Annotated in this window: 27 protein-coding genes and 1 tRNA gene; 25 read left to right on the top strand and 3 right to left on the bottom strand. The window is 55.9% G+C overall.

Annotation, left to right across the window (positions count from 1 at the left end; all coding sequences use genetic code 11):
• Positions 1-26: 26 nt before the first annotated feature.
• On the top strand, positions 27-344 hold the full coding sequence (locus BLL52_RS19905; protein ID WP_139313296.1) for a CHASE3 domain-containing protein: 318 nt from the start codon (positions 27-29) through the stop codon (positions 342-344).
• Positions 299-1,429 (top strand): sensor histidine kinase, encoded by a 1,131-nt coding sequence (locus BLL52_RS04270; RefSeq protein ID WP_083633779.1) that lies wholly within the window; start codon positions 299-301, stop codon positions 1,427-1,429. The genes BLL52_RS19905 and BLL52_RS04270 overlap by 46 nt, the downstream gene beginning before the upstream one ends.
• A 54-nt stretch (positions 1,430-1,483) precedes the next feature.
• Here BLL52_RS04270 and BLL52_RS04265 read toward each other — a convergent pair whose 3' ends face one another.
• Positions 1,484-1,897 carry a DsrE family protein gene (locus tag BLL52_RS04265; protein WP_075585463.1) on the bottom strand — a complete coding sequence of 138 codons (414 nt, stop codon included), beginning with the start codon at positions 1,895-1,897 and terminating at the stop codon, positions 1,484-1,486.
• A gap of 312 nt (positions 1,898-2,209) precedes the next feature.
• On the opposite strand from BLL52_RS04265, the gene BLL52_RS04260 reads away from it, so the two are divergent.
• The 4 genes from BLL52_RS04260 (at position 2,210) to ubiA (ending at position 8,042) form a co-directional block, all read left to right on the top strand.
• Entirely contained in the window at positions 2,210-3,319 is a 1,110-nt protein-coding gene (locus tag BLL52_RS04260) for an acyltransferase family protein (protein WP_075585462.1), read from the top strand.
• Positions 3,320-3,436: 117 nt separating this feature from the next.
• Entirely contained in the window at positions 3,437-5,620 is a 2,184-nt protein-coding gene (gene recG, locus BLL52_RS04255) for an ATP-dependent DNA helicase RecG (RefSeq protein WP_075585597.1), read from the top strand.
• Positions 5,621-6,199: 579 nt separating this feature from the next.
• Complete coding sequence (locus tag BLL52_RS04250; protein WP_075585461.1) at positions 6,200-7,153, top strand: LysR substrate-binding domain-containing protein; 954 nt, start codon at positions 6,200-6,202, stop codon at positions 7,151-7,153.
• A 22-nt stretch (positions 7,154-7,175) separates the two neighbouring features.
• Complete coding sequence (gene ubiA, locus BLL52_RS04245) at positions 7,176-8,042, top strand: 4-hydroxybenzoate octaprenyltransferase (protein ID WP_241838996.1); 867 nt, start codon at positions 7,176-7,178, stop codon at positions 8,040-8,042.
• A gap of 64 nt (positions 8,043-8,106) precedes the next feature.
• On the opposite strand, the gene BLL52_RS04240 is transcribed toward ubiA, so the two are convergent.
• Both BLL52_RS04240 and proC read right to left on the bottom strand, forming a co-directional pair.
• The gene (locus tag BLL52_RS04240) at positions 8,107-10,089 is read right to left on the bottom strand and encodes an LTA synthase family protein (RefSeq protein ID WP_156876293.1); all 1,983 of its coding nucleotides are present in this window, start codon (positions 10,087-10,089) and stop codon (positions 8,107-8,109) included.
• Between the two features lie 68 nt (positions 10,090-10,157).
• A complete protein-coding gene (gene proC / locus BLL52_RS04235; protein WP_075585458.1) occupies positions 10,158-10,973 on the bottom strand; it encodes a pyrroline-5-carboxylate reductase in 816 nt (271 codons plus the stop codon).
• A 704-nt stretch (positions 10,974-11,677) separates the two neighbouring features.
• Between proC and rplN the strand changes: the two genes are divergently transcribed.
• The 19 genes from rplN to BLL52_RS04140 all read left to right on the top strand — a co-directional run bounded on the left by rplN (position 11,678) and on the right by BLL52_RS04140 (position 20,617).
• Positions 11,678-12,046, top strand: coding sequence for a 50S ribosomal protein L14 (gene rplN, locus BLL52_RS04230; protein ID WP_075585457.1), 369 nt, complete (start codon positions 11,678-11,680; stop codon positions 12,044-12,046).
• A gap of 9 nt (positions 12,047-12,055) precedes the next feature.
• Complete coding sequence (gene rplX / locus BLL52_RS04225) at positions 12,056-12,376, top strand: 50S ribosomal protein L24 (RefSeq protein ID WP_075585456.1); 321 nt, start codon at positions 12,056-12,058, stop codon at positions 12,374-12,376.
• A gap of 2 nt (positions 12,377-12,378) precedes the next feature.
• A complete protein-coding gene (gene rplE / locus BLL52_RS04220; protein WP_075585596.1) occupies positions 12,379-12,918 on the top strand; it encodes a 50S ribosomal protein L5 in 540 nt (179 codons plus the stop codon).
• An 8-nt stretch (positions 12,919-12,926) separates the two neighbouring features.
• On the top strand, positions 12,927-13,232 hold the full coding sequence (gene rpsN, locus BLL52_RS04215) for a 30S ribosomal protein S14 (RefSeq protein ID WP_075585455.1): 306 nt from the start codon (positions 12,927-12,929) through the stop codon (positions 13,230-13,232).
• Between the two features lie 18 nt (positions 13,233-13,250).
• The gene (gene rpsH / locus BLL52_RS04210; protein WP_075585454.1) at positions 13,251-13,646 is read left to right on the top strand and encodes a 30S ribosomal protein S8; all 396 of its coding nucleotides are present in this window, start codon (positions 13,251-13,253) and stop codon (positions 13,644-13,646) included.
• A gap of 26 nt (positions 13,647-13,672) precedes the next feature.
• On the top strand, positions 13,673-14,206 hold the full coding sequence (rplF, locus tag BLL52_RS04205) for a 50S ribosomal protein L6 (RefSeq protein WP_075585453.1): 534 nt from the start codon (positions 13,673-13,675) through the stop codon (positions 14,204-14,206).
• Between the two features lie 11 nt (positions 14,207-14,217).
• Complete coding sequence (rplR, locus tag BLL52_RS04200; protein ID WP_075585452.1) at positions 14,218-14,583, top strand: 50S ribosomal protein L18; 366 nt, start codon at positions 14,218-14,220, stop codon at positions 14,581-14,583.
• A gap of 17 nt (positions 14,584-14,600) precedes the next feature.
• Positions 14,601-15,125, top strand: coding sequence for a 30S ribosomal protein S5 (gene rpsE, locus BLL52_RS04195; RefSeq protein WP_075585451.1), 525 nt, complete (start codon positions 14,601-14,603; stop codon positions 15,123-15,125).
• A 13-nt stretch (positions 15,126-15,138) separates the two neighbouring features.
• Positions 15,139-15,321, top strand: a complete 183-nt coding sequence (rpmD, locus tag BLL52_RS04190; protein WP_075585450.1) for a 50S ribosomal protein L30 — start codon at positions 15,139-15,141, stop codon at positions 15,319-15,321.
• Positions 15,322-15,331: 10 nt separating this feature from the next.
• Positions 15,332-15,763: a 50S ribosomal protein L15 gene (gene rplO / locus BLL52_RS04185; RefSeq protein ID WP_075585595.1), complete on the top strand. Its 432-nt coding sequence runs from the start codon at positions 15,332-15,334 to the stop codon at positions 15,761-15,763.
• Positions 15,764-15,786: 23 nt separating this feature from the next.
• On the top strand, positions 15,787-17,097 hold the full coding sequence (gene secY, locus BLL52_RS04180; RefSeq protein WP_075585449.1) for a preprotein translocase subunit SecY: 1,311 nt from the start codon (positions 15,787-15,789) through the stop codon (positions 17,095-17,097).
• An 11-nt stretch (positions 17,098-17,108) separates the two neighbouring features.
• Complete coding sequence (gene infA / locus BLL52_RS04175; RefSeq protein WP_075585448.1) at positions 17,109-17,327, top strand: translation initiation factor IF-1; 219 nt, start codon at positions 17,109-17,111, stop codon at positions 17,325-17,327.
• A 33-nt stretch (positions 17,328-17,360) separates the two neighbouring features.
• On the top strand, positions 17,361-17,474 hold the full coding sequence (gene rpmJ, locus BLL52_RS04170) for a 50S ribosomal protein L36 (protein ID WP_012348927.1): 114 nt from the start codon (positions 17,361-17,363) through the stop codon (positions 17,472-17,474).
• A 24-nt stretch (positions 17,475-17,498) separates the two neighbouring features.
• Complete coding sequence (rpsM, locus tag BLL52_RS04165) at positions 17,499-17,864, top strand: 30S ribosomal protein S13 (protein ID WP_075585447.1); 366 nt, start codon at positions 17,499-17,501, stop codon at positions 17,862-17,864.
• Between the two features lie 18 nt (positions 17,865-17,882).
• Positions 17,883-18,287, top strand: a complete 405-nt coding sequence (gene rpsK, locus BLL52_RS04160) for a 30S ribosomal protein S11 (RefSeq protein WP_075585446.1) — start codon at positions 17,883-17,885, stop codon at positions 18,285-18,287.
• Between the two features lie 74 nt (positions 18,288-18,361).
• A complete protein-coding gene (rpsD, locus tag BLL52_RS04155; protein WP_075585445.1) occupies positions 18,362-18,985 on the top strand; it encodes a 30S ribosomal protein S4 in 624 nt (207 codons plus the stop codon).
• Positions 18,986-19,086: 101 nt separating this feature from the next.
• Complete coding sequence (locus BLL52_RS04150) at positions 19,087-20,076, top strand: DNA-directed RNA polymerase subunit alpha (RefSeq protein ID WP_075585444.1); 990 nt, start codon at positions 19,087-19,089, stop codon at positions 20,074-20,076.
• A gap of 54 nt (positions 20,077-20,130) precedes the next feature.
• Complete coding sequence (gene rplQ / locus BLL52_RS04145) at positions 20,131-20,520, top strand: 50S ribosomal protein L17 (RefSeq protein WP_075585443.1); 390 nt, start codon at positions 20,131-20,133, stop codon at positions 20,518-20,520.
• A 20-nt stretch (positions 20,521-20,540) separates the two neighbouring features.
• Positions 20,541-20,617 (top strand) — tRNA-Met (locus BLL52_RS04140).
• The last annotated feature ends 376 nt before the right edge of the window (positions 20,618-20,993 follow it).

Genomic DNA, 20,993 nt, shown 5'->3' with positions numbered 1-20,993 from the left:
GGCTGGCAGCGAGAAGAATGATGCGCATGTTCAGTAAATGGCTCCGTTTGAGCGACAGCGTCGGCGGACATGTTTGGGTGAGGGCTGCCCGCAAATGGCTTTTCAAGCAGTCGGTGATTTTGGGCTTGGCCGTGGTGGTGACGGCGCTGTTGATTTTGGCGAATGAACTCAATTTTCATGCCGCCAGCGAAGCCTCGCGCCACAGTACCGTTGCTGCCCAGCGCCAAGCCAGCATTTATGATTTGCAGCGGCTGCTGCTCGATGCTGAGACCGGGCAGCGGGGTTATATACCCAAGCCGTGGCAAAGGTTGAGGGCTCGCTCAACAACTTGCGCTCGCTGGTAGTGACCGATGTTCGGTTGATGGCTGAATTCGCTGCGTTGTCGCGCGCGATTTCGCGAAAATTGGCAGAGTTGGAGCTGTCGATCCAGCTGCGTCAATCCGGCGCGGAAACTGCAGTTTGGCAGGAAGTGTTAAGCACCGGTCTGGGGCGCAAATATATGGACGCGGTGCGAGCGGCATCGAATGTGTTGCTCGCATCGGCCGCCAGAGATATGGCACTGCAAACCAGTAAGGTCCAGCAAAGTTTGTTGGCATCGCGCCTGAGTGTTATGGTCTGGGCGCTTTTTGCCTTGCTGACGTTTGGCCTGTATTTGCGCGGCTCGAGCAAGCTGCATGATGCCTCGCAAAAGCGTGCCCAAGACCTGCAGCTGGAAAAGGTCAAACTCGAAGGTTTGGTGACATTGCGCACTGCTGACCTGGAGCGACTGGCCAACCATTTGATCAATGTACAAGAGCGCGAGCGCGAGCATTTGGCGCGGGAGTTACACGACGAGTTGGGCTCCTTGCTCACTGCAGCCAAGTTCGATGTGGCACGTGTCAAATCAAAGTTGCCAGCCGACCCACCCGAACTGCACGAACGCCTGAGTCACCTAGCGACAACACTCAATGCCGGAATCGCCCTCAAGCGAAGAATCATCGAGGATTTGCGCCCCTCGTCACTCTCCAACCTGGGCTTGCCCGCCGCGCTGGATATTTTGACGCAGGAGTTCAGAGCGCAAACGCAGCTACAGGTGGAACTGAGCGTGGATGAGTTGGTGCTCAATGACGCACAACAGCTGGCGGTGCATCGTTTGGTGCAAGAGGCTCTCACCAATATCGCCAAACACGCGCGCGCCACACGGGCTCAAGTGTTGGTCACAGAGTACGGGAACTATATTGAGGTGGTGGTGAGTGACGATGGTGCGGGTCTTGACGCTGGACAAATTAAAAACGCAAGTTACGGTTTGTCGGGCATGCGCCAGCGCATGCTTACACTGAAAGGTCGGCTGGAACTTAAATCGGTGGTCGGACATGGCACCAGCATCAAGGCCATTTTGCCGCTGCGCCTGGAAACTGCCACTGAGGTGTCGCAAGAGCTTGCGGCATGATGCCCTCATCTGGTGGCTAAATTCTCCAGCACGCACGCATGGCGGGCAAATGCGTCAGGGTTTGATGTAAGCGTAGCCTGCCAGTTGCAGCTTGGTCAACCGCACCACGCCTGAGGGTGTGAAATCGACCTCCTGGATGAACTGCTCCTTTTTCAGGTTGCGGTTTATCAGGGTAATTTCGCACACCTCAAACTTGACACCACGGTTCTTCAGAGCGGCCACCAGTGGCTCAAACGCCGACTCGCCCCGGTCTTTCATACCCTCCATCAAAAAATCAATCCCAAAGGCATGCGCCACCAGCGTGATTTGGGCGCTGGGGTCAGTGTCGAGGTGGTTGCGGATATTGCGCAGCGCAGCCAGTGCCTGGCTGGCCGTGTCGTTCACGTGATAAACCACCTTGTCTTGCGCTTGCGCCAGCGTCATGCCAGCCATGAGAATGGCCGCGGCCATCATTGATCGAAAAGGCATAAATGTCTCCTATGTGTTTTTAGTGGAGCAAAAAGTATCTCACGCGTGGGCCAATCGTGTGGCCAGGCCTAGCACCGCTGAGGTGGCACGCCACCCGTCACCCGGCACCGTTGCGCGGTAGGTTTTTCCAGACGTTTCAGGCGCACTTTTCAGCTGAGCCGACCGTCTTTTCTCGGTTTGTGGCTTGCGGATTGGGTAAAGTACGCTCTTTTTCGAGAGTGCTGTTCGGTTTGGTCGTGTGTTTGGAGCCGTCCCCGGTTTGATCCGTGCATAGGCCTGATCGTCAGCCGAAAATCGCACTGTTTAATTCACATGTCGTCATTTCACATGCCTGCCAGTCCTGCGCCGCGGCAGTGTCTGCCGTTGGTGGATGCGTTCAAAGCGGTGGCGTCCCAGCTGATCGTCTTGCATCACCTTGCCTTTTACGGGCCACTGTCTGATGGCACCTATCTGCTTGCACCCGATCTGGTGGCCTGGTTTAGCCAGGACGCGCGTATGGCGGTGCAGGTTTTTTTGGTGGTCGCTGGTTTTCTGGCGGCCCGCAGCCTGGCGCCCCAGGCGATCTTGATGACCGCGAATCCGATGGCACAGTTGTGGCAGCGTTATGTGCGGGTGGCCCTGCCCTATGTTGCAGCGCTGCTGGTGGCCATGGTCTGTACCAAGCTGGCCGACCACTGGATGCAGCATGACTCCTTGCCCGATTCCCCTACCGTCTGGCAGTTTGTCAGCCACGTCTTGTTGTTGCAGAGTCTGCTGGACGTGGATTCGCTGTCGGCTGGGGTCTGGTATGTGGCGATCGATTTCCAGCTGTTCGCCTTAATGCTGTTGCTGCTTTGGTTAGCCAGGCGCTGGCCAGAGGCATCATCACTTGGCAGGCGCCGGTTGACGCATGCCTTGGTGTGGGCGGTGGGGCTGGCATCTTTGTTCTATTTCAACCGCGATGCCGATTGGGATGACTGGGCGGTGTATTTTTTTGGCGCCTATGGCCTGGGTGCCCTGGCCTACTGGTTCAGCCAGGTGCCTTCGCTGCACGCGCGACGCTGGCGCATGTGGGGACTGGTGTTGCTGACACTGCTGGCGCTGGCATTTGACTTTCGCACGCGCATTGCGCTGGCGCTTACGGTGGCGTTGGTTCTGGCATGGTCGCTGCGCAAAGGTTGGCTCTACACCTGGCCGCGAAGCCCGGTGCTGGCGTACCTGGGCAAAATTTCCTATTCGGTGTTCTTACTGAATTTCCCGGTGGCCTTGGTGGTCAACGCCTGGTTCACGCGTTATGCCGCAGCGGATGTGTGGGTGCAAACGGCTGGGGTACTGGTGGCTTGGCTGGCGTGTAACTTGGCCGGCGCGGCTTTTTACCATCTGGTCGAGTGCAAACTCAGTCGACTGGGGCGGCCCAGAGCGTCGCAAACTGTGCCAGCCTGAAGCGTGTTGGTTGCCTGACCTCGCTCTGGCGTGGCCGTTTTGCCAAGCGGAGATCCCACGACGGTTTTGCTGGACGCCGAGTCACCGCTAGCCTTGCCGCACGTGCAAAATCGCCACATGCTCACGCTGCCCGTCAAACCCGCTGTTGCGTCACCGCCCAAACCCCTGAGCGGGCCGCAAAAAGCCCTGCGTAAGTTGGGCCTGAACCGCGCCATTGATCTGGCGCTGCACCTGCCGCTGCGCTACGAGGACGAAACCCGGCTGGTCAAGCTGCGCGACGTGCGTGAGGGTGAGGTGGCACAAATTGAAGGCACCGTGCGCCACAGTGAGGTCAAGCTCGGCGGCACCCGGCAGCTGCTGGTGACGCTGGACGATGGCACCGGCACCTGCCTGCTGCGCTTTTTCACCTTTTACCCGTCGCAGCAAAAGGCGCTGGCCGTGGGCAACCCATTGCGGGTGCGTGGTGAAATTCGTGGTGGTTTTGCCGGGCTGACAATGATGCACCCGGCCTTCAAAGCCGCAGGCGGTGCGCTGGCGACCGCGTTGACACCGGTCTACCCCACTATGGCGGGTTTGCCGCAAGCCTACCTGCGCCGGGCGGTGGATGCCGGCTTGGCGCGGGCTGACCTCAGTGACACCATTCCGCCCGATTATTTAAGTCAAATCGGCCTGCAGCCCTTATGGAATATGCGTGAGGCGCTCTTGTTTTTGCACTACCCAACGCCCGATGCGACCTTGTCCGCGATGGAAGACCACAGCCACCCGGCATGGCAGCGACTCAAAGCCGAGGAACTGCTCGCGCAGCAACTCTCGCAACTGCAGGCCAAACGCGAGCGCGCAGCGCTACGGGCACCGGTGTTGGGTCGGGTAACGTTGGGCGATGCGGTGGCGATAAGCGCCCAGCCCTGGGAACTCAGCGGCCCCGCTGATCATGCAGCGTCAAGTGGTTTCGCCGTGTCGGCAGACGCCGCAACGCCAACCCTGCATGAGCGCCTGCTGGCTACGCTGCCTTTCCAGTTGACCGCCGCCCAGCGCCGCGTCTGCGAAGAAATCACCCATGACCTGCTTCAAAACGTGCCCATGCACCGCCTGCTGCAAGGCGATGTAGGCTCTGGCAAAACCGTGGTGGCGGCGCTGGCTGCGACGGTGTGCATCGACGCGGGCTGGCAGTGCGCGCTGATGGCCCCCACCGAAATTCTGGCCACCCAGCACTTTGCCAAGCTGGTGAGCTGGCTGGCGCCACTGGGCATCACCGTGGCTTGGCTCACCGGCAGCCAGAAGGCTAAAGAGCGCCGCGAGATGCTGGCGCTGATCGCCAGCGGCCAAGCGCAGTTGGTCATCGGCACCCACGCCATCATCCAGGACAAGGTGCAGTTCAGCCGCCTGGCGTTGGCCATCATCGACGAGCAACACCGCTTTGGCGTGGCGCAGCGCCTGGCCCTGCGCGGCAAACTGGTGGACGCGCTGGAGCCACATCTTTTGATGATGACAGCCACGCCGATTCCACGCACGCTGGCCATGAGTTATTACGCTGATCTGGACGTGTCCACCATCGACGAGCTGCCGCCCGGGCGCACGCCGATCATCACCAAGGTGGTCAACGACGCACGCCGTGGCGAGGTGGTAGAGCGCATTCGCGTCCAGATTGAAGACGGGCGGCAAATCTATTGGGTGTGCCCGCTGATCGAGGAAAGTGAGGCGCTGGACCTGACCAACGCCACCGAGACTCACGCCCAGCTTAGCGCTGCACTGCCCGGTGTGAGGGTGGGCCTGCTGCATTCGCGCATGCCTGTGGCTGAAAAGCGCGCAGTGATGAGCTTGTTTACCGGCGGGCAGATGGCGGTGCTGGTTAGCACTACCGTCATTGAAGTGGGGGTAGACGTGCCCAACGCCAGCCTGATGGTGATTGAGCATGCCGAGCGTTTTGGCCTGTCGCAGTTGCACCAGTTGCGCGGCCGGGTCGGGCGGGGTGCGGCGGCCTCGGCCTGCGTGTTGCTCTACAGCACAGGTGACGCGCCGCGCCTAAGCGAGACCGCGCGTGAGCGCTTGCGTGCCATGGCCGAGAGCAACGACGGCTTCGAGATCGCCCGGCGCGACCTGGAGATTCGCGGCCCCGGCGAGTTCATGGGCGCGCGCCAGTCGGGGGCCGCGTTATTGCGTTTTGCCGATGTGGTGCTCGACGCAAATCTGTTGGCCTGGGCGCGCGAGTTGGCGCCGGTGATGCTGGACAGGTACCCGTCTCTGGCTGAGAAGCACGTGCTGCGCTGGCTGGGCGCCAAGGCCGAGTATTTGAAAGCATGAGCAGCCGCTGGTCCAGTGCCCGGTGGTCTGGCGGAGTGCGATTCAAAGTGATGTTGACCTCAGATGCGTCTACTGGGTCGAAGGCTGATATCACGGTGGTTGTTGAATCAGCCGGGCGATGCGCTTGGCTACGTGTCCCCCGCCCGCTGCGCGGTCTCCTCCTTAACCTACGCAAAGCGCACACCCGACTGATTTTGCGAGCGTTTTGGTACGCTGGCAGGGGGCGAGTCAAAAGTTGCCTACGCTGGATATGGCCCGAATGGATGTGAATTGTTGACAGCAGAAATTCTGACCCAGACAGAGCTAGGCACGGTGATTGGGTTAGGCGACCGGGCTTCGGGGTGAAAGGCGCGCGCCGACAGTTGTGGGCGTTCTTACCCTGCAGTTTCGCGTGTGTTTTCACCTCGGAACCGCATGCGCATAACCCAATCGCCGTGCCGGGTTTGATGCGCTGCGCCGGGGTTGACGTGAAATCTTGATGTCTTCAGGATGTCGCATCAGGTTGAATCGCACCCGGTCTGGCGGTGCGACTTGATATTTCACCCGGCAAATCAGCTGTTCTGATAAGACAATAGGCCCATGACCCTGACTGAACTCAAATACATCGTGGCGGTGGCGCGCGAGCGGCACTTTGGCAAGGCGGCTGAAGCCTGCTACGTGTCGCAGCCGACGTTATCGGTGGCGGTGAAAAAGCTCGAAGAAGAGCTTGATGTGAAGCTCTTTGAGCGCAGCGCCAATGAGGTGGCTGTCACCGCGCTGGGCCAGGAAATCGTCCGCCAGGCGCAAAGCGTGCTGGAGCAGGCTGCTGCCATCAAAGAGATGGCCAAGCGCGGCAAAAACCCGTTGGCAGGCGCGTTGACGCTGGGCGTGATTTACACCATCAGCCCCTACCTGCTGCCGTCGCTGGTGCGTCAGATGATTGAACACACGCCCGAGATGCCGCTGATGTTGCAGGAAAACTTCACCGTCAAGCTCCTTGACATGCTGCGCACCGGAGAGATCGACTGCACGATTTTGGCCGAGCCTTTTCCTGATGCCGGGCTGGCGGTAGCCCCGCTGTACGACGAGCCTTTTTATGCAGCCGTGCCGATGAAGCACCCGTTTGCCAGCCAAACCAGTGTGACCAGCGAGCAGCTGAAGAACGAGACCATGCTGCTGCTGGGCAGTGGGCATTGCTTTCGGGACCATGTGCTGGAGGTTTGCCCGGAGTTCGCGCGCTTTTCAAGCAACGCTGAAGGGATTCGCAAAAGTTTCGAGGGCTCGTCGCTGGAAACCATCAAGCACATGGTCGCCGCTGGCATGGGCGTCACGCTGGTGCCACGGCTAAGCGTGCCCAAAGAGGCGCTGCAGTTGAAACCCAAGCGTCAGCGGCAAGACGAGGCCTACATCAAATACCTGCCGTTTGAAGGTGACCCACCCACACGCCGAGTGGTGCTGGCCTGGCGGCGCAGTTTCACCCGTTACGAGGCGATTGCCGCGCTGCGTAACGCGATTTACGCCTGCGAATTGCCCGGTGTGACGCGGCTTTCCTGAACCAGCCAAAGAGGGTGTGCGAGTGAGTTTTCTGCAGAAGAAGCTGGGCCTGTACCTGGATTTGATCCGCTGGAGCCGCCCTGCTGGTTGGCTGCTGCTGTTGTGGCCCACGCTGGGTGCGTTGTGGGTGGCCGCAGGCGGGTTTCCGGGCTGGCATTTGCTGAGCGTTTTTGTTCTGGGCACGATCCTGATGCGCAGCGCGGGCTGCTGTATCAACGACGTGGCCGACCGCGAGTTTGATAAACACGTCAAGCGCACCGCGCAGCGCCCGGTCACCAGCGGCGCGGTATCGGTAAAAGAGGCCCTGGGTGTGGGTGCAGTGCTGGCGCTGCTGTCATTTGCGCTGGTGCTCACCACCAACAGACTCACCGTGGCGTTGTCATTTGCGGCGCTGGCGGTGACCTTGATTTACCCCTATGCCAAACGCTGGGTGTCGATGCCGCAGGCGGTGCTGGGACTGGCGTTTGGCATGGGCATCCCGATGGCTTTTGCCGCAGTGCAGGGGGCGGTGCCGCCACTGGCCTGGCTGCTGTTCCTGGGCAACCTCTGCTGGGTGCTGGCCTACGACACCGAATACGCCATGGTGGACCGTGACGATGATCTGAAGATTGGCATGAAAACCTCGGCCATCACCCTGGGCCGATGGGACGTATCAGCCGTCCTGTTGTTTTATCTGATATATATAGGGTTTTGGGCTCTAGCCCTTATGCCATATGCGCTAGGAGCTATTTATTTTGTAGCTATCGGTGTAGCTTTGGTGCAAGTGGCCTGGCACTACACGCTGATTCGTCAGCGCACCCGAGAGGGCTGTTTCAAAGCTTTCCGACTCAACCACTGGTTGGGGTTCACTGTGTTTGTAGGCATTGCGGCCAGCTACAGCTTGCCATGATGCCATGATGCCATGATGCCATGATGCCAAGACAGCCAAGTCGTCCCGGCTGTGCCACCGCTTGCTAGTTTTTGAGGGCGCTGCGCACGTTCCAGTCAAGCAGGCCATATCGCGCACGCTCCTGGAGGTCGTCTTGTGCGCTGAAGTGGCAATCACCAGCCGATGGGTGGGCTGAACTGCAGGAAAAAGAATCTTTGTTGCCCAACTGCCAGACGCCTTGGGCGTTACGTGCCTCACCTGGAAAAAAGAGTGCGCGTGGCGCGTTGATTGGGTCGGGTGTGTCGGGCAGGGTGTGTAGCAGGTTGCGCCCGGTGTTGACATAGGGGCCGGTGACCCCAACCAATGGCAGTAAGGTACTGAACATGTCCCGATGGCTGGCGGGCAAACTCTGCTGATTGCCACAGGACAGGTTTTTGCCCCAAATGACAAATGGCACCTGGTGCATCAGGTAACGACGTCGGCTGTCGGCGTAGACCCCAAAGCTTCGGACGTTGTGGTCACCGGTGGCCGCCACGATGGTGTGGTCGTACTGCGGCCCCTTCTGGATGTCCTGCACAAAGCCGCCAAGCAGATCGGTGGCGTAATGGTAGGTGTCAAGATTCAGCAGGAGTGTGTCTGAGCTGGTCTCGCCGCCCCACAGGGCCATGTCCCGCGGCACTCGCTGGTAATCTGGTGGCAAGTCATAGGGCGGGTGGTTGGTGGACGACAGCACAAACACAAACAGCGGTTTGTTGGCTGGCTGGGCAGCCAGGCGCTGCTTCAGATATTTGAACAAATACCCGTCCCAAACGCCCCAAATGCCCAGTTGAGCCTCCGGATAAGTCTCTTTGAGGGTGTTGGCATCAACGATCTCGTCAAACCCTTGGACCTTGAAAACGCGGTTGATGTCCCGCCAGCCAGCGCGGCCCGATGTGACAAACAAAGTTTGGTAACCCGCTTGACGAATCACCAACGGCACAGACCAGGGGATCGGTTTGCGTCCCACGTTGCCCAACGTGAGCGGGGTAATCGGCGTCGAAAACAGGATGGCTTCCAGAGCCGGGTGTGTGCCGCCCTGGGCAGAGTCAAAGTTGCTGAAATGACAGGCTTTGTCCATGGTGCTGGCCATGCGCCCCATCACATCAAAGCGGGGACTTTGGTACAGCAGTGGTTCGGCACTCCAGGACTCCATCAAGAAAAAAATCAGGTTTTTCTTGGTGCTGCTAGTTAATAGCTCATGGGCCGTCAAGGCGGCTTTGACGGCAGCTTCGCTGTCATGCGGCAAACCTAAGGCAGCTGCCGCAACCCGTGGCGAGTCGAAACCCATAGACTTCAGTCCTGCAAGTGGATTTTGCAGGTCTTGCGACAAACCCCGGCTGTCCCAGGCGTATTTCAGCGCAATCACACCGTTAGGCACCATGTCATTGAGGAACTGGGAGGTGGTAACGGTCAGATGCTGGCGCTGCAAAGCCATGGCACGCAGCGTCCCTTTTCCCGCGAGCAGGAGCGCAAACAAGGCCACCACAATCACGGTGAGTTTCAGTGCCAATGGTTTGGTGCGCAGCACCGTGTCAGGCTTCATCCGGCGTATCAGCCATCGGTGCCCAGCCACCGTACCTACCGTGAGAACGATCCCCAGAACCAGGGTCAGAACAACCGGGAAGTCGTGCCAAATGGTTGTCAATACCGCCGCAGTGTCGTCCTCCACCAAACCAAACACCATGGGATCAATTGGTGTCTTGTAAAACCCGAAGTAGTGCAGGTTGATCAAAGACGTCATGATGTAGCCGAACGCGACCGCCGCAGCGATGTATCTGGCGATCCGACCGGATACCCAAGGCAAGATCAGGAGCAACAAAAACCCTGCAATGGCACTCACTTTCAAGTCGAACCGCAACCCCTGCAGCGCCACCATGGCGACATCGGTGTAAGGCGCCTGATAGCCGGATGGCCAAAAATAGACCAGCTGCCCCAGTCGTACGAGGGACAAAGCAATCACCAGCGACACGATCAATACCCAGGCTCGCCCCAGACCGCGCAACAAGGCGTTTGAGAAAGTAGAAACCAAACTACGTGATCCAATGCGGACGTCAGTCACTGATGTTGCTAGCCAACACACTGTTGGCTAGCGCAAACTCAGGCAGCGCCGAATTCAGCACCCAGTTTTTTGGCGCGCTCGCGGGCGGCGTACATGGCATCAATCAGCAAAGCTCGCACATCGTTGTCTTCCATGCTGGCAATGGCCGCTGCGGTGGTGCCGCCTTTGGAGGTGACGCGCTGGCGCAACTGTTGGGGTGACTCGGCAGAGGTTTGGGCCAAGTCGCTGGCGCCGGCAAAAGTTGCCACGGCCAATTTGTGCGCCTGCTCGCGTTCCAGGCCCATCTCGGTACCGGCCGTGGTCATGGCTTCCATGAAATAAAACACATAGGCTGGGCCAGAACCTGACAAGGCGGTGACCACATCGAGCTTGTCTTCGGTATCGAGCCACAGGAACTCACCCGTAGTGCAGATCACTTGTTCCACGCGTTTTTGATCCTCGGCAGAAACGCCCGCTCGGGCAAACAGCCCGCTGATGCCTTTGCCTACCAGTGCCGGTGTGTTGGGCATGGCGCGCACCAAACGCTCGCTGCCAAGCCAGGCGGCAATGCTGTCAGTATTGATGCCCGCGGCCACGCTCAGGTGCAAGGCGTTGGCGGTAAAAGGCGCTGCCGCCAACGCGGCTTCCTTGAAGGCTTGCGGTTTGACTGCCCATACCACCAAGCCCGCACCGGCCAGTGCTGCACTGGCCTGGGCCTGCGCTGTGATGCCAAAACTGCTATGGAGCTGGTTGCGCGCTTCTTCTGAAGGCTCGACCACGTCGATGTTCTGCGGCAAAACGCCTTGTTTGATCAGTCCGCCGATGATGGCGCTGGCCATGTTGCCGCCGCCGATAAATGCAATGCGTTCGCTCATAAGGGTATGCGGTTCCAGACCGCTGTTGTATTGTGGGAATCGCCTAGTCTAATCAATAACGCTGACAACCTGTCAACGTTGCCTTACACCACGGTCTGGCGCACCGCATGTTCCCGGTGTGTGATGCGGGGCGCAAAGCGCCGCTTTGCATCCCGATGGGCGGCGAGCGCGTCGGTGTTTGAGAATGACGGTGACTAAGCCCGTCAGAGAGGCCGCCCCAGCGCGGTGGTTTTGGTGAGAACCGGGCGAATGACGTGAATGACGTGAATGCCAAGCAAGTCGGCGCGAAATTGCGTGAGCAGATCCCTCCCGCAGGCGCCACCATCCTTTGCGGCGCACTGTATGTACGTCTCGACGCTTGAAGCCGTCTTGACCCGACGACCGCGACTGCTGCTCCTGAATAAGCACGTGGTCGATGATCTGGCATCCCGCGTCAGTGAAATCCTGTAGCAAGGGACCGGGACCAATGTCAATGTGGCCGGCTTTCAAGCGTTGTTACAGCAATATTTGTTGTAACTGAATAAAAACGTTTGATCGAGCGTGTTTTTCAGTGCATAATCCAGGGCTTCGCTTGAAAAAGCATGAAGTGTCTGCCCAAAGCTTGCGGTGTGAGTGGTTCATACCGAGTGCAACGGGCCCAAGACTGACTGGAAAAGCATTTGCGTTGTGCAAGTGAACATCTGGTGCAAGTTGGGAATAAATAAATGATCCAAACTGAATCTCGACTCGAAGTCGCCGACAACACTGGCGCGAAGTCCGTTCTGTGCATTAAGGTGCTGGGCGGATCCAAGCGGCGCTACGCCAGTGTTGGCGACATCATTAAAGTTAGCATTAAAGAAGCTGCACCGCGTGGCCGAGTCAAAAAAGGCGATGTTTACAGTGCTGTGGTTGTTCGCACTGCCAAGGGCATTCGTCGTAGCGATGGCTCGCTGGTTAAATTTGATGGCAATGCCGCGGTGTTGCTGAATGCCAAGCTGGAGCCGATTGGCACCCGTATCTTTGGACCAGTGACGCGTGAATTGCGCACTGAAAAGTTCATGAAGATTGTGTCGCTGGCACCTGAAGTTTTGTAAGGACTTCCCATGAAAAAAATTCGCAAAGGCGACGATGTCATTGTGCTCACTGGGCGCGATAAAGGTAAGCGCGGCAAAGTGTCGCTGCGCAGTGATGACTCTCATATCGTGGTTGAGGGCGTCAACACGGTGAAGAAGCATGCCAAGCCAAACCCGATGAAGGGTGAGGCCGGTGGCATCGTTGAAAAAACCATGCCCATCCACCAGTCCAATGTTGCTATCTTCAATGCAGCAACAGGCAAGGCTGATCGTGTGGGCATTAAGTTGCAGGCTGACGGCAAGCGCGTTCGCGTTTACAAGTCAAGCGGCGAAGAAATCAAGGTGGCATGAACATGGCTCGTTTGCAACAAATCTACCGCGAAAAATTGGCGCCTGAACTAATCGAAAAGTTTGGTTACAAGTCACCCATGGAAGTGCCTCGCCTCACCAAGATCACCTTGAATATGGGTGTCAGTGAAGCGGTTGCTGACAAGAAGGTGATGGATCATGCTGTGGCTGACCTGACCAAAATCGCGGGGCAAAAACCTGTGGTGACGATGTCGAAGAAGGCGATCGCTGGCTTTAAGATTCGTGAAAATCAGGCTATTGGCTGCATGGTGACTTTGCGCGGTGCGCTAATGTATGAGTTCCTGGATCGCTTTGTCACTGTGGCTTTGCCTCGTGTTCGCGACTTCCGTGGTATCTCTGGTCGCTCTTTCGATGGTCGTGGTAACTACAACATCGGCGTTAAAGAGCAAATCATTTTCCCTGAGATTGAGTATGACAAGGTTGATGCCTTGCGCGGCCTCAACATCAGCATCACAACAACGGCCAAAACCGATGACGAGTGCAAAGCACTGCTCGCAGGTTTCCGTTTCCCCTTCAAGAACTGAGGTGACCTGTGGCTAAGATGGCTTTAATCGAGCGTGAAAAAAAGCGCGACAAACTGGTTGCCAAGTATGCAAAGAAGCATGCTGAGTTGAAAGCTATATCGACCGATGCCAAGCGCACGGACGAAGAGCGTGCAGCAGCTCGCCTCGGCTTGCAAATGTTGCCCCGTAATGCAAACCCAACGCGTCAGCGCAACCGTTGTGCTATCACAGGTCGTCCTCGCGGCACCTTTGCACAGTTCGGTTTGGCTCGGGCAAAAATTCGTGAAATGGCTTTTGCTGGTGAAATCCCCGGCATGGTCAAGGCAAGCTGGTAAGCGGCAGGAGACATAGATATGAGTATGAGTGATCCTATTGCTGACCTGTTGACGCGCATTCGCAATGCGCAGATGGTGGCCAAAACATCCGTTCGGGTGCCTTCTTCCAAAGTCAAGGTTGCTATTGCCCAAGTCCTGAAGGACGAGGGTTACATCGATGATTTCAAAGTAACTTCGGTGGATGGCAAGTCTGAGCTGGAAATCGCATTGAAGTACTACGCTGGCCGCCCAGTCATTGAACGTATCGAGCGCGTAAGTCGCCCGGGTTTGCGTGTCTATCGCGGCAGTGGCGCCATTCCCCAAGTGCAAAACGGCCTAGGTGTGGCGATTGTCACAACGCCTAAGGGCGTCATGACCGATCGCAAGGCGCGCGCTACCGGTGTCGGTGGTGAAGTTCTTTGCTACGTCGCCTGATGCGTGACATTTAGGAGTAACAGAACATGTCTCGTATTGGAAAAATGCCCGTTGCCATTCCTGCTGGGGTGGAAGTGGTTTTGTCTGAGCAACAAGTCAGCGTCAAGGGCGCTGGCGGTTTGTTGTCTTTGACGCAAAACAGCCTGGTCAAGGTCACCAGCGAAGGTGGCAAAGTCAGTTTCGAAGCCGCCAATGATTCTAGGGAGGCCGATGCTATGTCTGGCACCTTCCGTCAGTTGATTAACAACATGGTGGTCGGCGTCAGCAAGGGTTTTGAAAAGAAGCTCACCTTGATTGGCGTGGGTTACAAGGCTCAGGCCCAAGGCGCTAAGCTCAACTTGGTGGTGGGGTACTCTCATCCGGTGAACAAGGATATGCCTGACGGTATCACCGTGGCAACGCCAACACCGACCGAGATCGTCATCAAAGGCGCTGACCGTCAGCGTGTTGGTCAGGTCGCTGCTGAGATTCGTGCTATTCGTCCTCCGGAGCCTTACAAAGGCAAGGGCATCCGATATGCGGATGAAAAAGTCGCGATCAAAGAAACCAAGAAGAAATAAGGAGCAGCACTATGTTGACCAAAAAAGAACAGCGTCTTCGCAGAGCTCGGCAGACTCGAATACGGATTGCCAACCAGGGCGTTGCTCGCTTGACCGTGAATCGCACCAATCTGCACATTTACGCAAGCGTGATATCGGGCGACGGCGCCACGGTTCTCGCCACCGCATCCACCGCAGAAGCCGAAGTCCGGCAGTCGTTGGGTGGGTCCGGTAAGGGTGGCAATTTGGCAGCTGCTCAGATGATTGGCAAGCGTTTGGCTGAAAAAGCCAAGGCTGTCGGTGTCGAGAAAGTTGCCTTTGATCGGGCAGGGTTTGCGTACCATGGCCGCGTAAAAGCGTTGGCTGATGCGGCACGCGAAGCTGGCTTGCAGTTTTAAGCAGATCGGAAATTAAGATGGCTAAAGTACAAGCGAAGATGCAGGGTAAGGCTGAGGGTCCCGAGGACGGTTTGCGCGAAAAGATGATCGCGATCAATCGTGTGACCAAGGTCGTCAAGGGGGGTCGGATCCTTGGCTTTGCGGCACTCACCGTTGTTGGTGATGGTGATGGCACAGTGGGCATGGGCAAGGGTAAATCTAAAGAAGTGCCTGCAGCGGTGCAAAAGGCCATGGAAGAAGCACGCCGCAACATGGCGAAGGTTGCGCTGAAAAACGGCACCATTCATCATAAAGTCATGGGCCAACACGGTGCGGCTTCTGTCATGATGGCGCCTGCCCCTAAGGGGACCGGCATCATTGCCGGCGGGCCGATGCGCGCTGTGTTCGAGGTCGTGGGTATAACTGACATCGTTGCCAAGAGTCACGGCTCCAGCAATCCCTACAACATGGTTCGTGCCACGCTTGATGCGTTGTCACATATCACGACGCCCTCAGTGGTTGCTGCCAAACGCGGCAAGACCATTGAAGAACTGTTCGTCTGATCGGAGCTCCTAAATGACAACCGAGAAAAAAGTAACCGTTCAACTGGTTCGCAGCCCTATCGGGTGCGCAGCTTCGCACCGTGCTACGGTTCGTGGCTTGGGATTGCGCAAGATGCGCAGTACCAGTGTTCTGGTCGATACGCCTGAAGTGCGTGGCATGATTAACAAGATCAGTTACCTGGTCAAGGTGCTCTAAGAGGTTCATGATGGAATTGAATGGTATTAAGCCCGCTGATGGCGCTAAACATTACAAGCGTCGTGTTGGTCGTGGTATTGGTTCGGGTATCGGTAAAACTGCTGGTCGTGGGCACAAGGGTCAAAAATCTCGTGCTGGCGGCTACCACAAAGTCGGCTTCGAAGGCGGTCAAATGCCCATGCAGCGTCGTTTGCCCAAGCGAGGTTTCAAGTCGGCCTTGTTGAAGTTTAACGCTGAGGTCACTTTGACTTCGCTGAACTTGCTCGATGTCGCTGAGGTCAATTTGGTTGTGCTCAAGCAGGCCGGGTTGGTTGGCGAATTAGCCAAGATCGTGAAGATTATCAAGACCGGTGAGATTACCAAGGCGGTGAAACTGTCGGGTATTGGCGCGACTGCCGCTGCAAAGCTGGCGATTGAAGCCGCCGGCGGCTCGTTCGTTTAATTCAGCACACGAGAAGACTGCAAGTGGCAACCAGTTCAGCATCTTTAGCGAAGGCGGGCAAGTACGGTGACCTGCGTCGCCGCCTTACTTTTCTGCTGTTGGCGCTGGTGGTTTACCGTGTCGGTGCGCACATCCCCGTGCCAGGTATTGACGCCACCCAGTTGCAACAGTTCTTCAAGGGCCAGCAGGGCGGTATTTTGGGCATGTTCAACATGTTCTCCGGCGGCGCTTTGTCGCGTTTTACCGTGTTCGCTCTTGGTATCATGCCGTATATCTCTGCATCAATTATCATGCAGTTAATGGGGTATGTGCTGCCAGCCGTTGAGCAGTTGAAGAAAGAGGGCGAAGCTGGTCGCCGAAAGATTACCCAATATACCCGTTACGGTACACTCGGTCTCGCAACCTTCCAGTCCCTTGGTATCGCTATCGCACTGGAAAGCTCGGCTGGCCTAGTAATTTCACCAGGCTTTGGTTTCAGGGTTACCGCAGTTGTTTCCCTAACGGCGGGCACTCTTTTTCTCATGTGGCTTGGTGAGCAAATTACCGAGCGGGGTCTAGGTAACGGTATCTCGATCATTATTTTTGCTGGCATCGCTGCCGGCCTACCCAGTGCGGTCGGCGGACTGTTGGAGCTGGTGAGAACTGGCGCAATGAGCATCATTGTTTCTTTGCTTATTGTTCTTCTGGTAGGCTTGGTTACTTATTTTGTGGTGTTCGTGGAGCGTGGTCAGCGAAAGATATTGGTCAATTACGCTCGCAGACAGGTGGGAAACAAGGTATATGGCGGACAGTCCTCACATCTGCCTTTGAAGTTGAATATGGCTGGCGTTATTCCTCCTATCTTCGCTTCGTCCATCATCTTGCTGCCTGCCACGGTCGTGGGTTGGTTCAGTGCAGGTGAGTCGATGCGTTGGCTCAAGGATATCGCTGGTTCTCTGTCGCCAGGGCAGCCTCTGTATGTGATGTTTTACGCTGCAGCAATCATTTTCTTCTGCTTCTTTTATACGGCTCTGGTGTTTAACAGCAAGGACACCGCGGACAACTTGAAGAAGAGTGGTGCTTTCGTGCCGGGTATACGGCCAGGTGAGAACACGGCCAAGTACATTGACAAAATATTGCTTCGGTTAACTTTTATCGGTGCTATTTACATCACGTTGGTTTGTTTGTTGCCAGAATTCTTGATCTTGAAATATAACGTCCCGTTCTATTTTGGCGGCACTTCCTTGTTGATTATTGTGGTTGTGACCATGGACTTTATGTCTCAAGTCCAGAACTATTTGATGTCTCAACAATATGAATCTTTATTAAAGAAAGCTAATTTCAAGGCTTCTTGAGATTTCGATTTATGGCAAAAGATGATGTTATTCAGATGCAAGGGGAGATTGTCGAAAATCTTCCCAATGCAACATTTCGAGTCAGGCTCGAGAATGGGCATGTCGTTCTTGGGCACATCTCTGGGAAGATGCGGATGCACTATATTCGTATCTTGCCGGGTGACAAAGTTACGGTGGAGCTGACACCTTACGACTTGACAAGAGCTCGAATCGTCTTTCGAGCGAAATAATTAAGTTTTTTATGAACTGTTTAGGAGATTGAAATGAAGGTTTCGGCGTCGGTTAAGAAAATTTGCCGTAACTGCAAGATTATTCGTCGCAAGGGTGTGGTTCGCGTGATTTGTACGGATCCGCGTCACAAACAGCGCCAGGGTTAATTGCAAGAGTTATAGAGGAAAAATATGGCACGTATCGCTGGTATCAATATTCCGCCACAAAAGCACTCTGAGATTGGCCTGACCGCCATTTTCGGTGTGGGTCGCAGCCGCGCCCGCAAGATCTGTGAAGCCTGTGGGATCGATTACTCAAAAAAGATCAAAGATCTGACTGACGCTGAACTGGAAAAGTTACGCGATGAGGTAGGCAAGTTCACCATTGAGGGTGACCTGCGCCGCGAAACGACAATGAACATCAAGCGTTTGATGGACATTGGTTGCTATCGTGGTTTCCGCCATCGTCGTGGCTTGCCGCTTCGTGGCCAGCGCACACGTACCAATGCGCGTACCCGCAAGGGACCGCGTAAGGCTGCAGCTTCGCTGAAGAAATAAACTGTTTGAAGGACAACCATGGCAAAAGCTCCCGCCAATAACGCTGCGCAGCGTGTACGCAAGAAAATTCGCAAAAATGTTGCGGATGGTGTCGCGCACGTTCATGCCTCGTTTAATAACACCATCATCACGATCACTGACCGTCAGGGTAATTCGTTGTCTTGGGCATCTTCTGGTGGCCAGGGCTTCAAGGGCTCGCGCAAGTCGACTCCTTTTGCGGCGCAGGTGGCATCAGAGGTGGCAGGCCGTGCTGCCATCGAACAGGGTATCAAAAACCTGGACGTTGAGATCAAAGGACCGGGACCAGGGCGCGAGTCTTCGGTTCGGGCGTTGGCTGCTTTGGGAATCCGGATCAACATGATTGCGGATGTCACGCCTGTTCCCCATAACGGTTGTCGCCCTCAAAAGCGTCGTCGTATCTAAATTTCTACCAAGCCCACCGCCGCGGTACCACCGCGGCTCCCGCTTTTGCGGCAGCTGATTAAAAGGATATTCAAGTGGCACGTTACTTAGGCCCCAAGGCCAAACTCTCCCGCCGTGAAGGCACTGATTTGTTTTTGAAGAGCGCTCGTCGCTCTATTGGAGATAAAGCAAAGTTCGATTCCAAGCCTGGTCAACATGGTCGCACTTCTGGTGCGCGCACTTCTGACTTCGGTTTACAGTTGCGCGAAAAACAAAAAGTGAAGCGCATGTACGGCGTGCTCGAGAAGCAGTTTCGTCTTTATTTTGAAGAAGCTGAGCGGCGCAAGGGTAATACAGGTTCTAACTTACTGTTTTTACTGGAGGCCCGTCTCGACAACGTTGTATACCGTATGGGGTTCGGCTCCACACGTGCTGAGGCCCGCCAGTTGGTGTCGCACAAGGCTATTTTGGTGAACGGCAAGTCGGTCAACATTGCTTCCTACATGGTCAAGGTTGGTGATGTGCTGGCAGTTCGCGAGAAGTCAGCGAAGCAAAACCGGATTCTCGAGGCTTTGCAGTTGGCACAACAGGTTGGTATGCCCGCCTGGGTGGATGTGAACCCTGAGAAGGTTCAAGGCGTTCTCAAAGCTATTCCGGATCGCGACCAGTTTGCGGCGGACATCAACGAGTCGTTGATCGTTGAGCTGTACTCACGTTAATCTGACACTGCTCTGCCGACAATGAGGCCCCCCCTTGGGGCCTCGGTTTATCTAGTCAGCCTTACCGATGTAACGAATCGGGGGTATTGAGAGGAAATTTCATGCAAAGTAATCTGTTAAAGCCCAAAGCAGTTCAGGTAGAGCAACTCTCTGCCCATCGCGCGAAGGTCGTGCTTGAGCCATTCGAGCGTGGTTATGGTCACACTCTGGGCAATGCGTTACGGCGTGTGCTTTTGTCTTCCATGCCTGGTTACGCGCCGACAGAGGTAACGATCGCTGGTGTGCTCCACGAATACTCATCTATTGACGGCGTCCATGAGGACGTTGTCAATATCTTGCTTAACCTAAAGGGTGTTGTTTTTAAGTTGCACAACCGCGATGAGGTGACGCTGAGTTTGCGCAAAGATGCTGAGGGTGTCGTTTCTGCAGCCGACATTCAAACCCCTCACGACGTGGAAATCGTCAATCCGGATCACGTTATTGCTAACTTGGCTGCTGGCGGAAAGCTCGACATGCAGATCAAGGTCGAAAAGGGTCGCGGTTACGTTCCTGGAACAGTGCGACGCCATGGCGATGAGTCGTCTAAGTCTATCGGACGAATTGTGCTGGACGCCTCTTTTTCACCCGTTCGGCGAGTCAGCTACACCGTTGAGAGCGCTCGGGTCGAGCAGCGTACTGACCTGGATAAGTTGATTCTGGATATTGAGACTAACGGGGCGATTTCTGCAGAAGACGCAGTTCGTGCCTCGGCAAAGATTCTCGTTGAGCAACTGGCTGTGTTTGCGCAGCTTGAGGGTGGTGACATAGTCGCGATCGTCTCACCTTCATCTAGGGGTAGCGCCCAATTTGACCCGGTTCTTTTGCGTCCGGTAGATGAGCTGGAATTGACTGTTCGCTCTGCTAATTGCCTCAAAGCGGAAAACATTTATTACATTGGCGATTTGATTCAACGTACTGAAAACGAACTGTTGAAGACGCCGAATTTGGGTCGTAAATCATTGAACGAGATCAAGGAAGTGTTGGCCTCTCGCGGGCTTACGCTGGGTATGAAGTTGGAAAGCTGGCCCCCAGCTTCCCTCGAAAAGCGTTGATACGCGCTCCACGCAGTGCCTGATACGGCTGCCTGTTAAAAAAAGGAAATTACTATGCGTCACGGACTCGGACTACGAAAACTAAATCGCACATCATCACATCGCTTGGCCATGTTGCGCAACATGATGAACTCTTTGATTGAACATGAGGTGATCAAGACGACGGTCCCTAAAGCCAAGGAACTTCGCCGTGTGGTTGAGCCGATGATTACTTTGGCGAAAGAGGCGACCGTTGCCAATCGCCGTCTGGCGTTTGACCGTCTGCGCGATCGGGACAGTGTTGTCAAATTGTTTAACGAACTTGGCCCGCGTTTCAAATCTCGCCCAGGTGGCTACACCCGAATCCTGAAGATGGGTTATCGCGTCGGAGATAACGCGCCGATGGCTTTGGTCGAGTTGGTGGATCGCGCGCCTGCCGCCGTCGCCGCGGACTCTGCCGCTTAATAGGTTATAATCTGTATTTCCGCGCGATGGAGCAGTCTGGTAGCTCGTTGGGCTCATAACCCAAAGGTCGGAGGTTCAAATCCTTCTCGCGCAACCAATAAAATCAAGCACTTAGCTTGATTCAATAGGCCCGCTCTAAGCGGGCTTTTTGTTTTGTGACGAGGTTTGTGACGAGGTCTGTGTCGTCACAGAATTCGTCGGCTTCAAGTTTGACCATTGGGTTTGTGGCGGGCATTGGGTGCCGCTCAAATGTTGTGCCCTTGGTCCCTTTCAGCTTAGTACGATTTTCCATTGCATCAATGCAGGCATTCATTGGTGTCAACTTGGTGACCCAAGGTCGACCTTCGTAATTTCAAAATGTCTTCCCAATGCCCGCTATCTGCAGAGGCATCTGGTGCGATCACTGGCTGGTCAAGGTGCGACCCCAACCTTTCAATTGGCTCTTCGCGCGCGCACACAGGCCCCAATGGCCA

The sequence above is a fragment of the Rhodoferax antarcticus ANT.BR genome (genome assembly GCF_001938565.1).
Taxonomy (GTDB): Bacteria; Pseudomonadota; Gammaproteobacteria; order Burkholderiales; family Burkholderiaceae_C; genus Rhodoferax; species Rhodoferax antarcticus.
Note: the sequence above shows the minus strand (reverse complement) of the source record. Positions and strands in the feature narration are given on the sequence as shown.

Excerpts from the sequence above, each read along its gene's own strand:
- BLL52_RS19905 (WP_139313296.1), top strand. The coding sequence starts at position 27 with ATGTTCAGTAAATGGCTCCGTTTGAGCGACAGCGTCGGCGGACATGTT.
- BLL52_RS04265 (WP_075585463.1), bottom strand. The coding sequence starts at position 1,897 with ATGCCTTTTCGATCAATGATGGCCGCGGCCATTCTCATGGCTGGCATG.
- BLL52_RS04260 (WP_075585462.1), top strand. The coding sequence starts at position 2,210 with ATGTCGTCATTTCACATGCCTGCCAGTCCTGCGCCGCGGCAGTGTCTG.
- recG (WP_075585597.1), top strand. The coding sequence starts at position 3,437 with ATGCTCACGCTGCCCGTCAAACCCGCTGTTGCGTCACCGCCCAAACCC.
- BLL52_RS04250 (WP_075585461.1), top strand. The coding sequence starts at position 6,200 with ATGACCCTGACTGAACTCAAATACATCGTGGCGGTGGCGCGCGAGCGG.
- proC (WP_075585458.1), bottom strand. The coding sequence starts at position 10,973 with ATGAGCGAACGCATTGCATTTATCGGCGGCGGCAACATGGCCAGCGCC.
- rplN (WP_075585457.1), top strand. The coding sequence starts at position 11,678 with ATGATCCAAACTGAATCTCGACTCGAAGTCGCCGACAACACTGGCGCG.
- rplX (WP_075585456.1), top strand. The coding sequence starts at position 12,056 with ATGAAAAAAATTCGCAAAGGCGACGATGTCATTGTGCTCACTGGGCGC.
- rplE (WP_075585596.1), top strand. The coding sequence starts at position 12,379 with ATGGCTCGTTTGCAACAAATCTACCGCGAAAAATTGGCGCCTGAACTA.
- rpsH (WP_075585454.1), top strand. The coding sequence starts at position 13,251 with ATGAGTATGAGTGATCCTATTGCTGACCTGTTGACGCGCATTCGCAAT.
- rplF (WP_075585453.1), top strand. The coding sequence starts at position 13,673 with ATGTCTCGTATTGGAAAAATGCCCGTTGCCATTCCTGCTGGGGTGGAA.
- rplR (WP_075585452.1), top strand. The coding sequence starts at position 14,218 with ATGTTGACCAAAAAAGAACAGCGTCTTCGCAGAGCTCGGCAGACTCGA.
- rpsE (WP_075585451.1), top strand. The coding sequence starts at position 14,601 with ATGGCTAAAGTACAAGCGAAGATGCAGGGTAAGGCTGAGGGTCCCGAG.
- rpmD (WP_075585450.1), top strand. The coding sequence starts at position 15,139 with ATGACAACCGAGAAAAAAGTAACCGTTCAACTGGTTCGCAGCCCTATC.
- rplO (WP_075585595.1), top strand. The coding sequence starts at position 15,332 with ATGGAATTGAATGGTATTAAGCCCGCTGATGGCGCTAAACATTACAAG.
- infA (WP_075585448.1), top strand. The coding sequence starts at position 17,109 with ATGGCAAAAGATGATGTTATTCAGATGCAAGGGGAGATTGTCGAAAAT.
- rpmJ (WP_012348927.1), top strand. The coding sequence starts at position 17,361 with ATGAAGGTTTCGGCGTCGGTTAAGAAAATTTGCCGTAACTGCAAGATT.
- rpsM (WP_075585447.1), top strand. The coding sequence starts at position 17,499 with ATGGCACGTATCGCTGGTATCAATATTCCGCCACAAAAGCACTCTGAG.
- rpsK (WP_075585446.1), top strand. The coding sequence starts at position 17,883 with ATGGCAAAAGCTCCCGCCAATAACGCTGCGCAGCGTGTACGCAAGAAA.
- BLL52_RS04150 (WP_075585444.1), top strand. The coding sequence starts at position 19,087 with ATGCAAAGTAATCTGTTAAAGCCCAAAGCAGTTCAGGTAGAGCAACTC.
- rplQ (WP_075585443.1), top strand. The coding sequence starts at position 20,131 with ATGCGTCACGGACTCGGACTACGAAAACTAAATCGCACATCATCACAT.